Origin of the sequence: uncultured Thiothrix sp., from assembly GCF_937876535.1 — a bacterium.
Classification (GTDB): Bacteria; Pseudomonadota; Gammaproteobacteria; order Thiotrichales; family Thiotrichaceae; genus Thiolinea.
The window spans coordinates 538,290-549,775 of record NZ_CALFHZ010000021.1 but is presented as its reverse complement, the minus strand read 5'-3'; the positions used below and the strand labels follow the sequence as shown (position 1 = coordinate 549,775).

General features: G+C 44.6%; 10 protein-coding genes. 4 read left to right on the top strand and 6 right to left on the bottom strand.

The genetic code is table 11. From position 1 onward, the window contains the following. Positions 1 to 94: 94 nt before the first annotated feature. From gltX to lptF, 4 genes are all read right to left on the bottom strand, one after another. Positions 95 to 1,510 (bottom strand): glutamate--tRNA ligase, encoded by a 1,416-nt coding sequence (gene gltX, locus Q0230_RS17205; RefSeq protein ID WP_298612069.1) that lies wholly within the window; start codon positions 1,508 to 1,510, stop codon positions 95 to 97. A gap of 204 nt (positions 1,511 to 1,714) precedes the next feature. Beyond that, positions 1,715 to 2,719, bottom strand: a complete 1,005-nt coding sequence (gene arsN2, locus Q0230_RS17200; RefSeq protein ID WP_298612066.1) for an arsenic resistance N-acetyltransferase ArsN2 — start codon at positions 2,717 to 2,719, stop codon at positions 1,715 to 1,717. After that, entirely contained in the window at positions 2,720 to 3,787 is a 1,068-nt protein-coding gene (gene lptG, locus Q0230_RS17195) for an LPS export ABC transporter permease LptG (RefSeq protein ID WP_298612063.1), read from the bottom strand. Further along, a complete protein-coding gene (gene lptF, locus Q0230_RS17190; protein WP_298612060.1) occupies positions 3,784 to 4,851 on the bottom strand; it encodes an LPS export ABC transporter permease LptF in 1,068 nt (355 codons plus the stop codon). Before lptF ends, lptG begins: the two co-directional genes overlap by 4 nt. Before the next feature lie 277 nt (positions 4,852 to 5,128). Between lptF and Q0230_RS17185 the strand changes: the two genes are divergently transcribed. Continuing rightward, positions 5,129 to 6,709 (top strand): ankyrin repeat domain-containing protein, encoded by a 1,581-nt coding sequence (locus Q0230_RS17185; protein WP_298612057.1) that lies wholly within the window; start codon positions 5,129 to 5,131, stop codon positions 6,707 to 6,709. 57 nt (positions 6,710 to 6,766) lie between these two features. Here the strand turns inward: Q0230_RS17185 and Q0230_RS17180 are convergent, their stop codons facing one another. Next, entirely contained in the window at positions 6,767 to 7,765 is a 999-nt protein-coding gene (locus tag Q0230_RS17180; RefSeq protein WP_298612054.1) for a glycosyltransferase family 2 protein, read from the bottom strand. Between the two features lie 54 nt (positions 7,766 to 7,819). Here Q0230_RS17180 and Q0230_RS17175 point away from each other — a divergent pair, with 54 nt between their 5' ends. Continuing rightward, positions 7,820 to 8,770: a lysylphosphatidylglycerol synthase transmembrane domain-containing protein gene (locus Q0230_RS17175; protein WP_298612051.1), complete on the top strand. Its 951-nt coding sequence runs from the start codon at positions 7,820 to 7,822 to the stop codon at positions 8,768 to 8,770. On the opposite strand, the gene Q0230_RS17170 is transcribed toward Q0230_RS17175, so the two are convergent. Beyond that, complete coding sequence (locus Q0230_RS17170) at positions 8,757 to 9,968, bottom strand: multidrug effflux MFS transporter (protein ID WP_298612048.1); 1,212 nt, start codon at positions 9,966 to 9,968, stop codon at positions 8,757 to 8,759. The two genes, Q0230_RS17175 and Q0230_RS17170, sit on opposite strands and share 14 nt — an antisense overlap. 160 nt (positions 9,969 to 10,128) lie before the next feature. On the opposite strand from Q0230_RS17170, the gene Q0230_RS17165 reads away from it, so the two are divergent. Next, the gene (locus Q0230_RS17165; RefSeq protein WP_298612045.1) at positions 10,129 to 10,713 is read left to right on the top strand and encodes a Fe-Mn family superoxide dismutase; all 585 of its coding nucleotides are present in this window, start codon (positions 10,129 to 10,131) and stop codon (positions 10,711 to 10,713) included. A gap of 125 nt (positions 10,714 to 10,838) precedes the next feature. Next, on the top strand, positions 10,839 to 11,417 hold the full coding sequence (locus tag Q0230_RS17160; RefSeq protein ID WP_298612042.1) for a methyltransferase domain-containing protein: 579 nt from the start codon (positions 10,839 to 10,841) through the stop codon (positions 11,415 to 11,417). The last annotated feature ends 69 nt before the right edge of the window (positions 11,418 to 11,486 follow it).

Below are 11,486 nucleotides of genomic sequence, written 5' to 3'. Positions count from 1 at the left end.
AACCGCTGACCTCTACAATGCCATTGTAGCGCTCTCCCAGCTGAGCTATAGCCCCCCGAAGAAGCGCGAATTCTGAATTAATCCGCGCTTACTGTCAAGCACTTGTTGGCATTTTTTCTATGTAAGCTACAGCTGCACTAATCCGCACCAAACTGCGCTCCCGCCCTATCAAACGCAAAGTGATCTCTAAGGAAGGTGAAGAAGCCGAACCTGTAACTGCCACCCGTAAAGCTGGCCCTACTTTACCTAATTTAACGCCCAAATTCTCGCAGGCTTGCTGAATTGCCTGATGAATTGCTGCATCTTCCCAAGCAGGCAAATTGGCTAGGACAGTGTGTACGGCTTTTAAATAGCCTGCTGTTTCTGGCTTAAACTGCTTTTGCACTGCAAGCACATCGTAGTCCTTAATCTCCTCGTAGAAATAACGACTGCTTGAAACTAATTCAGCTAAGCTTTTGACGCGTTCACGTTGGGCTAGAATAACGTCTTCTAAAGCAGGCCCCTGACTTGTATCAAGTTGCTGGTGTTCTAGATGCCATTGTAATTGAGCAGCAATTTCAGCCAATGTCAGTGTTTTTAAATAATGTTGATTCAACCAAATCAACTTATCTGGATTGATCGATGAAGGAGCACGGTTGATGCCGTTTAGCTCAAAAAACTCAATCATTTCTTGGCGTGAGAAAATTTCCTGATCCCCATGCGACCAACCTAAACGTACTAAGTAATTGAGCAAAGCTTCTGGAGTATAACCTTCATCACGATATTGCATGACATTCACCGCACCATGTCGCTTCGATAAGCGCTGCCCATCAGGACCTAAAATCATTGGCACATGTGCAAACACAGGAATTTCATGCCCAAGCGCCCGCATGATATTAATTTGGCGCGGCGTATTATTGATATGATCATCACCCCGAATCACATGCGTGATCCCCATATCAATGTCATCGACGACGACGGATAAGTTATAAGTAGGTACTCCATCGGAGCGGGCAATAATTAAATCATCTAGCTCAGTATTGCTGATAACAATTTTGCCCCGCGCTTGATCATCAATTTCGACCACGCCCTCTAAGGGATTTTTAAAGCGTACAACTGGTGCTATGCCTGCAGGGGGTGTTTCTTTACTATCGCGCCAACGTCCGTCATAGCGCGGTTTTTCTTTGCGTGCCATTTGTGCTTCACGCATCGCATCCAACTCTTCTTTCGAAGAATAGCAATAATACGCATGGCCAGTATCTAAGAGCTGCTGTACCACTTCTTTATAGCGATCAAAGCGTTGGGTTTGATAGAAAGGCCCCTCGTCATAATCCAATCCTAACCAGTCCATTGCATGCAGAATAGCATCCACTGAAGCTTGATTAGAGCGTTCTAAATCCGTGTCCTCAATCCTTAAGATAAAATCCCCGCCCATCTTGCGAGCATATAACCAAGAAAACAAAGCAGTACGGGCGCCACCAATATGTAGGTAGCCAGTAGGACTAGGAGCAAAACGGGTTCTGACTTTCATATTCAACTCGGAAGAACAGCAGGAAGCGCGAAGAGTAACAGTTTGGCAAGATAGAGACTAGAGATAGTCTTAAACCCTGCTTTTTAGAACTCATTGCAGATTGCCAACTAGGGGTAAAAAATATTATTGGCAAATTTCTCACTTCATGCTGAGAACCTAGTGGACTGAGCATCACCTAACTCAATAGCTATTCAAACTTGGAGATTATTCAGCGCCCAAATCTTTAACTAAAAGCACTGCTGTTGCTGGACATAACCCATTGAACTGGGCAGTAGTTTGAATCTCAAGCGGTGCAAGCGCACGCTCGATTAGACGATAATTTAAAGCTTGGAAAAAATTACGCGCGGTCATAGTGAGTAAATATAATTGCTTTAAACCTTGCTCAACTGCTTGCTCCTCGATAAAACTCACTAACCGTTGAGCTATCCCAAGGCTACGGTAATCGGGTAAAACCGCTAAAGACCGCAGTAAGCCCACTGACTCATAAGACTCTAAGCCGACGACTGCTACTAAACGATTCGCACGACGAATACCAAAAAACTGCACATGAGCAGCATATATATCGTCACTAGGTAATTGACAGAGATCTAACAGGTTCTCAAGCTCATCATCAACAGCCAAAAACTCAATATTCATAGCAGGTACTTGTTGTAAAGCGAGTTGACGAGTCTCTGCATCGAGTAAAGCTCGGATGGCAGCAAACAGTGGGTTAATTTGAGTATAGCGCTGCCCATAAGTTAAGTTAAACGCATAATCAAATGCTGGCGGATTAGCGCCTTGATTATGCTGCAAAATTGTCTCTAATTTATCAAAAGCCTTTACTGCTTGAGCTTCAAGTGTCTGTGCTTGATTGTACTCATCCCATAAGCTGAGAAATTCAACTTGCAGTTTAGTAGGTAGCGTATGCATAAGGGTGACTAAATCCGCACGCTCCTGCTCTAGTTTATCTCTACCTTGTTGATTAATCGCTGGAATATCCCCATGAATCGCCTCACCTAAATCATGAAGAAGCGCCATTTTCAGCACTTTCAGTAGATCTAAATCTGGTAATTGATCCGCGAAGCTGAGAATAAATAAACCTAAGCGCCAAGTATGCTCCGCGGTGCTTTCTTGCTTGCCAGTACGGGTGTGAGCAGTACGTAATACGTCTTTAAGGCGTTCGGCTTCGCGCAAAAAAATTAAACGAGCGTGTATATCGGGTATTTGCATTTAGCGCACTCTCGCCAACATAAACAAACCCAAAGCCGAAAATATCAGCATCGGTAGTAAGGCAGACAATAAAGGGGGTAAGCCATACACTAGCCCCGTCCGCCCAATAATACGATCCAGCAATAAGTAACTAATGCCAATCAAAATCCCAATAAAAATTCGTTGCCCTGCCCCCGCATTCCGTTGAAAACCGAATACTAAAGGTGCTGCAAGCACTAACATGACTAAGGTCGATAAAGGGGTGGTGAAATGCTTCCAATACTCTAGCTCAAAGCGATCCGTATTGAGGGCATTGTCACGCTGATGCTGAATAAATTGTGCTAGTTCACGAGCTGCGAGCTGTTCAGGGGTTACCGTCGCTAAACTTAAAATAGTTGCAGGTAATACATCCGGCAGATTTAATTGCTCGTGTTGCGCCAAGTCCACACCGGTTTTAGTCAGACGTTTATCAACGACTTGCTTGAGCTGCCAGTCATTACCTTGTTTCTCAGCAGTTTCCGCTTTGAGAATACGACTGATGCCACCTGCTTGCTCATCCACTTCATATACAGCTAAGCCATCGACTTTAGTCTGCGACCAGACCTTATCAATATGAATTAACTGCTTACCATTTTTTAGCCAAACGCCCTCTTCTGAAATAGAGAGTTCTTGTTGCAACATACGCAATTTAAAACTCTCAGCATAGACTTCAGAACGTGGCACACCCCACTCACCAAGAGCAAACACTAGTAAACTTAAGACCAGTCCGAGTTTTAAAGTTGTTAAGACAATCTGCAGAATCGAATAACCGGCGGCACGCATTGCAGTAATTTCACTATTCGCCGCTAAATTACCTAAACCCATCAGGCTACCGATCAAGGCCGCATAAGGGAAATTTTCATATAAAGTACGCGGCAGGCTGTAGCTCACATACAGTAAAGCCTGAAAAGCACCATAGCGTGTACCTACTTTGGTATCACCTAATTCAGCTAAAAAATCAAACAATGCAAATAATAGACTCAGAGAAAGCCAAGTGACTAAAATACTCAGCAGCACATTTTTCCAAAGATAGCGTTCGAGCAGATTCATGCGGGCTTCCCATAATATTTATGTAAGAGCCAAACTGCTAAGAGCACCATCAGAATATGTACCCACCACATACCCAGCCAAGCAGGCACTTCGCCGCGCTCCATCATCCCGCGAAGCATTGCCAAAATATTCGCATATAAGCCATATAAAAGAATCGCTACCGCAATTTTACTAAACCGCCCTTGCCGTGGGGCGGTGTAACTTAAAGGAAAGGCAAGCAAAGCGAGTACAACTGTTGATAGTACAATTGATAGTCGCCATTGGAATTCAGCTTGATTTGCGGGTGAGGGAATCGCTAGTAGCTCTAAAGTAGGCACACTTTCAATACTGATCGAACGTACAAAGGATCTTAAGGGAATCCGCACACCATGTTCTTTAAAGCGAATAATTGACATACCACCACGTTCAGGATCATTTTCATAACGATAACCCTCTCGAATCTGCAGGAAACGCTCACCCGTAGCAGAGTCCACAAAAAGAATAGCTGACTGTGCCCAGACTAAAATTTCATTCGCTCCATCTTGCACGCGAATAAAGAACCGCTCCATCACCGTGCGTGAATCATCAATACCTTCCGCTAGTACCGTATAATTGTTAGTCTTATTGCCAGCAGTTACAAATTGGCCGGGTGGAATACCCGCTGCTTCAGGGCGTTGATACATTTCCTTTTTTAAGGCTTGATTCTGGTTCTCAAGCATCGGGGAAAACACAAAGACAGCGACGGACATTACTAAGGTGAGTGGAATCACAAAACTAAAAATCGCCCGATAGAACGCCTTTGGTCCTACCCCTGAAGCCCGTAAAGCCACCATTTCTGAATCGCGATATAAGCGACTGAAAGCGAGCATCATGCCAATCAGCAAGGCTACCGGTACTAAGCGCAATAAATTTTTTAATGAGCCGAATAACAACATATTACCCAATAGGTCTAAGGGCAGATCCCCACTACTGGCACTGGCTAAAAGGCGTACAAAGGTATTGCCAACAATGATCAGCGATAAAACTAAGAGTGTGGCAAGGAAATTAAGCGCAATTTCTTTGAAAAGATAGCGGTTGAGTATCATCTGAGCATTTTTTAGGTATTGAGCTATGATTGTAGCAGCATTATGCTTCACTAGTCGTCCCTAGTTGTTAGGAAACCTTGGGCTATTTTGAGTGTTTCTTGCTCTAAACTCTGATCTTTATAAGCTAGCGATTGAATATGGGGAAACGCTATTGCTATCATCACCGCCGTGGTGACTTCTGAATTAGATTTGCAAACATGGCTTGGGTAATTTGCAATCTTATGGGCTGCTCACTGAGCTTCAAACCCCCATCAGGAATTATTGTATGGAGACTTTTATGAATTTTCCGCTTGTGGGCAGGAATTCTTGTTTTATTAAAAACTGTTCCCTAATGCTATTGAGCCTCGCTATCTTAACTTGGGTATCAACTGCTCAAGCAGAAACACCTGCTGATGCTGCTGCGCAAGTACAAGTTTGGAAAGCCGAGGCGGCACGCTTAACCAAACAAGGTAAAACTGCTGAAGCTGCGCAAGCACAAGCTTATGTCCAGCAATGGGAAGAATTAGCGAAGGGCGGCAGTGCTACTACCACCTCCATCTCTGCAACGACTTCAACTACAGCAAGTCCTGCAACAGCTACTACGACCGCCACTAGTACCGATGCTACCAATCCAGCACAGCAAGCTGCTTTAAAAGCTCAACAAGAGCGCTTAGCAGCGGAACAAGCTAAGCGTGATGAAGCCAAAGCGAAGGAAGATCGACTGTCCAATGGCTTAGAAGCTGCAATCACCCAAGGTGACTACAATCAAGCCAAAAACTTTATTAATCAAGGGGCTAGACCAACTCAAGAATTAGTCCAAATGGCAGTTGACGGCGGTTACACAGGGATTGCTTATTTACTAATGAAAAGCGGTGCACCGAATGATGCGGGTGTGCTCGGGCGTGCTTTATTAAAAGCAGTACAAATGCAGGATCGTGATCGAGTCAATAACTTGATCAAGCTGGGTGCAAATGCCAACTATTCAGAAGGTGAAGTTACACCTTTATCCATTGCCGCCCGTAATGGCGATATTGGCTTAATTGGGATTTTATTAGCCGCGGGTGCGCAACGTGATCCGAATGATTTAGGTCGGGTAATGTTTACTGCTGTTGAGCAAGGTGAGCGCGAAAAAGTTGCAAACTTGCTGAAAATGGGTGCTAACCCAAACTATGCCAAAGACGGTGAATCAGCGCTTTCCTTGTCTTTAACTCGGGGTGATTTTGGTATGGCTGGTGCTTTAATCGCCGGTGGTGCAGCTGCGGATGGCGGCGTTTTAGGTAAAGCACTGTTCCAAACCGTAGAGCGGGGTGAAGCGGATAAAATCCCACAATTGATTAAGCTAGGTGCTGATGTTAATTATTCTGCGAGCGGAGTTACACCACTAACAATTGCGATTAATAACAATAACTTAGAGATTGCCAATATTTTAGTACGTTCAGGTGCAACTGATCCCTCAGGCCGATTTGGCAAGAAAACTTTTGATGCTGCTTTAGACGGTGATCTCGCATGGATTGCTGTACTGGCTAAGGTGCCAAGCTATGCGAATTATCGCAATGGTCAAGGCGAAACGCCTTTACATGCAGCAGCCTCGACTGGGCAGACCTCTGCGGTTACCACACTGCTGGCAGCTGGCGTTGATCCGAATATTCTAACCGTCAAAAACTGGACACCGTTGCATCATGCCGCTCGCTTTGGACATAAATTAGCATTAATCAACTTATTAAAAGCGGGTGCTGATGTCTACGCTGTCAACTCCGATGGCAATGATGCAATGAAGCTGGCTAATTTAGCGTTGCGCGATAGCAAAAACGAAATTGATAGCCGGGGTTGTTTAGAATATTTGAATCTGTGGATTCAACATCACCCGCGCGCGCAGTAAGCTTGGCATTCAGCTAGAAAAAGAGCGGATCAAGTCCGCTCTTTTTCTTGATGCAGCTTAATCTGCTTGCTGCCAAGCACGTTCTTTAGGAATGTCCTCATCCCGAATCGTATAAGCATTACGCCCTGCTGCTTCGAAATAAGTACGTGCGAGCATCTCGGCTAAAATCCCCACCGTTAAAAACTGTAGCGCCGCAATCATTAACATCACACCGACTAGCAGTAAGGGTCTACCGCCAATATCTGCGCCAAAAATAAACTTTTCGATGGCTAGCCAGAATAAAATCAAGCTACTAATTAGCCCAGAACCCAAGCCCATCACGCCAAAGAAATGCCCTGGCCTTGCGCGATAACGCATGAAATACCACATAAACAGCAAATCAAGAATCACTCGGAAAGTACGCGAAATACCATATTTGGATTCGCCGCTAAAACGCTCATTGTGTTTCACCACACGCTCGCCAATCCGCGAGGGTGGTACAGTCGTCGCCACCCAGGCTGGAATAAAACGATGCATTTCCCCATATAAACGCACCTTCTTAATCACTGAGCCACGATAAACTTTTAAACTGCAGCCATAGTCATGGAGATAAACACCCGTCACTTTGCGAATGAGGCGATTTGCAATGCGGGAGGGGATTTTGCGTAAAATAAGAGTATCTTTACGATCTTTGCGCCAACCAACTAATAAATCGAGTTTACGCTCTTGTAAATCAGCGATCATCGCAGGAATATCCGCAGGATCGTTTTGCAGGTCGCCATCTAAGGTTACTAGTAAACTACCTTGCGCTTGATCGATACCGGCTTGCATAGCTGCCGTTTGCCCAAAATTGCGTTGCAACTCGACGATAAATACATGTGAGCCATATTGGGCATTGGCTTGCTGCAGACGCTCTAACGTGGCATCCGTGCTGCCGTCATCCACCAATACCAACTCCCAAGGCAGCTTAAACCCAGTCAGAGCTGTGTGTACTCGCTCTACTAAAGGTAAAACATTATCTTCCTCATTATAAAAAGGCACGATAATGCTCACTGTTTCTTCATATTCAGTCGCCACAATGCTTACCTAATCATTTAGAATGCTCGCGGATTATACGGAAAACCTATAGCGATGACAGATACTAAACAACTTCCGCCCTCTACTGAAACCTCAGCCTTACCGAACTGGCTGAGTAAAACTTTGCCTTGGCTAATTTTGATCCTATTTATAGGAGGTGTTGAATATTGGCTGGGTTGGAAAACCATCCTGCAACCTTGGGCTAGTTTAAGTTGGCAACAACTAGCTATTGCTGTGGTTTTATTATTGGTCAGTTATGGCCTGCGTACTTGGCGCCTATATGACTACTTTCCTGCTTTGCGCACCCATCCGGTGGCTAGTTTACGCTTAACTCTACTGCATAATATTTTCAACAACCTATTACCCGCACGGACTGGCGAACTCAGCTTCCCGATGATGATGAAGCGCTATTTTGAGATTAATTATGCACAGTCTGTGTCAGCTTTATTGTGGTTCCGCTTTTTGGATTTGCACTGCATTTTAGCTTTTGCGATTTATCCTTTATTAGTGGTCACGCCCCTACGTCGTCTTGCTATCCCTATCATGTTGTTATGGATGTTAATTCCTCCGCTGGTGTATTTGCTAAGAAATAAAGTGGAGCTGCATTTTGCAGGCAAAGATGGTCGCTTCAGTGAGCTAGCGCAAAAGACTTTATTTGGCTTACCCGATACGGTGGTAGGCTTTCTAAAAAGTTGGGGAATCACTTGGTTAAATTGGCTAGTCAAGCTTTTAACTTTAGCGTGGGTCTTAGATCAGTTTATTGATGGAGTGACCTGGAATGTTTTGATCACTGCAGTAGTCGCTGGCGAACTCACCAGCGTCCTACCGATTCATGCCCCTGCAGGGATTGGTACCTATGAAGCAGGGATTATTGCGGCTTTATTACCATTTTTAAGCCCTGCTGTTGCCACCAGCGCAGCCATTAATGTGCATTTTTTCGTGTTAGGCTCGGCCATTATTGGTGGCATGGTGGGTTGGTTATTGCCTAAACCTAAAACTGATTAGCAGTCTCTAAAGTCTTGCTGCGTTGGCGTTCTGTCCAACGCTGTAAGAATAGCGCCAATATGGTTAAAACTAAAAAACCCAGCACAATAGGAATTACGGTGCGATTATAAGCTTGCCCAATAACTACCCCAATGGGAATAGCAATCGCGCTAGACACCACACCAATGATCGAAGCACCAATCCCCGCATAGTTGCCAATCGTTTCCATAGCCAAAGCATTCAAATTCCCAAATAGCAAACCAACGCTAAAGAAAGCAATTAAGCAATAAGCCATAAATAACCATAACGGTGGTTGACCGTGCTGCATCAGCACTATTACCAAAAATACTGCTGATAAGGCAGATACGACTTGTAAGGCACGAGCTGACAAGAGGCGCATACCTAACTGCATGACTAGCTTTGCATTCACTACCGATGCCCCACCAATTGAAAGTGCCAAAGCTGCAAAATACAGTGGGAATTGCTCACCTAGGCCATATTGCTCCTGTAGGATTTGCTGGACTGAGTTTAAATAACCTAAGAAAGCCGCAAATACCAAGCCAGTGACAATCGAATAGCCCATGACTAAACGGTTGCTGCAAACGATTTTGGTCGCTTCCCATTGTTCGTGCCAAGCAAAGGGACGGCGCTTTTCAGCAGGCCAAGTTTCTGGCATTCGTAACCAGAACCAAATTAACATCGGGGCAGATAATAAAATAAACGCCCCAAAAATCGCGCGCCAATCCAAAAACCATAAAATTCCTTGGCCTAAAGAGGGGGCAATCGCAGGTACCATAATAAATACAATCATGGTAAAGGACATAATCTGCGCCATTTCACGACCTGAATAACAATCACGCACTAAAGCCATCGTGACCACACGCGGCGCTGCGACCCCGATGCCTTGCAGTAAACGCCCGAACAGCATCATTTCAAAACTCTGTGCGAACATTGAAACGAGGCTACCGACCATAAACAAGCCTAAGCCCCAATAAATGAGAGGCTTACGCCCTACACTATCGGATAAAGGTCCAAATAAAATCTGCCCCACTAGCATCCCAAGGAAGACGGTAGAAATAACTAATTGCGGCGAGTTCGCATTAGCGACATGTAAGTCATGCCCAATTACAGGCAAAGCGGGCAACATGGCATCAATCGCCAGTGCCATTAAAGAAGATAGGAGTGCGACTAAAGCCACAAACTCCACAAGGCCGGGCATTTTCGGCTGCATAATTTCAAAGTCTGTTGTGATGGAAAGCGCAAAAGTGTACGACCAAAAGCCCAGCTTGTGAACGAGCCTTATTGCACCCCTGTTCCTAAATGGCTATCTTACGCCCTTTAAACAGCCGATATTTAAGACCAAATCAAGGAGCAAGATCATGGCTTTCACGCTGCCAGCCCTGCCATATGCACAAGATGCCTTAGCCCCGCATATTTCTGCAGAAACTTTCGAATATCATTATGGCAAGCATCACGCTGCCTATGTCACAAACTTAAATAACCTGATTCCTAATACTGAATTTGCTGATAAATCACTCGAAGACATCGTTAAAAGTTCTTCTGGTGGCATTTACAATAATTCTGCTCAAGTCTGGAATCATACTTTCTTCTGGAATTGCATGAAGCCGAATGGTGGCGCTGCTCCTACTGGAGCTTTAGCGGATGCCATCAATAAGAAATGGGGCTCTTATGATGAGTTCAAGAAAGCTTTCCAAGCCTCTGCTGTGGGCAATTTCGGCTCTGGTTGGACTTGGTTAGTGAAAAAGGCCGATGGTTCTGTTGATATTATTAATATGGGTGCTGCTGGTACTCCATTAACCACTGGCGACAAAGCACTGTTGTGCATCGACGTGTGGGAACATGCTTATTACATCGACTACCGCAATGCCCGCCCTAAATTCGTGGAAACTTTCCTGAATAATTTAGTGAATTGGGATTTCGCTGCTGCCAATTTCGCAGCATAATAGCGCCTATAAGAAAGAGGCCGGGTCATCATGCCCGGCTTTTTTTATGAAAAACGACTTAAGACACTTGAAGTACCGCTAAAACAGCCCTACTAATAACAAGGATAACGTCCATAGGATCACTTATGTTAAGTAAAGCAGTTAAACTGCGTGAAACCTCAAGCTTCATGCTCGAATGGATGAAAGCTCCACTGGTTACCGCATCCGTATTCCCTTCTAGTGAGCGCTTAGCCCGCAAAATGGTGAAAGGCCTAAATGCCGATATAGGTAAAGTAGTTGAGTTAGGCCCGGGTACTGGTGTCTTCACTCGTCAACTATTAACCTGTGGCATCCCAGAAGATAATTTGGTCTTAATCGAACTTAATCGCAAATTTGCCAACAATATGCAGGAAGCCTATCCCAAGGCGATGGTCGTGAATGGGGCAGCAGAATCCCTCACCCGCTTGCATCTAAAGGAAGTCGGTGCAGTAGTGAGTGGTTTACCTTTCTTATCCATGAAAGATAAACAGATCGACGATATTTTGCGCGGTGCTTTCCAAGTGTTAAAACATGGTGGTGTATTTATCCAATTCACCTATGGCCATCGTTGCCCTGTGAAAACACATATTTTAAAACATCATGGTTTAATAGCTGAACGCAGTAGTTTTGTACTGAATAACTTCCCGCCTGCTAGTGTTTATCATATTAAAAAACACCCCCATTAAAGATTTTTATTTTAAAACAGAAACCTAGCTGGGCAGTAGTGTTTCAAGCATCTGAATTGCTTGGATAAG

What these genes read in the sequence shown, in the direction of transcription:
- gltX (WP_298612069.1), bottom strand. Translation starts at nt 1,510, where the DNA reads ATGAAAGTCAGAACCCGTTTTGCTCCTAGTCCTACTGGCTACCTACAT.
- arsN2 (WP_298612066.1), bottom strand. Translation starts at nt 2,719, where the DNA reads ATGCAAATACCCGATATACACGCTCGTTTAATTTTTTTGCGCGAAGCC.
- lptG (WP_298612063.1), bottom strand. Translation starts at nt 3,787, where the DNA reads ATGAATCTGCTCGAACGCTATCTTTGGAAAAATGTGCTGCTGAGTATT.
- lptF (WP_298612060.1), bottom strand. Translation starts at nt 4,851, where the DNA reads ATGATACTCAACCGCTATCTTTTCAAAGAAATTGCGCTTAATTTCCTT.
- Q0230_RS17185 (WP_298612057.1), top strand. Translation starts at nt 5,129, where the DNA reads ATGAATTTTCCGCTTGTGGGCAGGAATTCTTGTTTTATTAAAAACTGT.
- Q0230_RS17175 (WP_298612051.1), top strand. Translation starts at nt 7,820, where the DNA reads ATGACAGATACTAAACAACTTCCGCCCTCTACTGAAACCTCAGCCTTA.
- Q0230_RS17170 (WP_298612048.1), bottom strand. Translation starts at nt 9,968, where the DNA reads ATGCCCGGCCTTGTGGAGTTTGTGGCTTTAGTCGCACTCCTATCTTCT.
- Q0230_RS17165 (WP_298612045.1), top strand. Translation starts at nt 10,129, where the DNA reads ATGGCTTTCACGCTGCCAGCCCTGCCATATGCACAAGATGCCTTAGCC.
- Q0230_RS17160 (WP_298612042.1), top strand. Translation starts at nt 10,839, where the DNA reads ATGTTAAGTAAAGCAGTTAAACTGCGTGAAACCTCAAGCTTCATGCTC.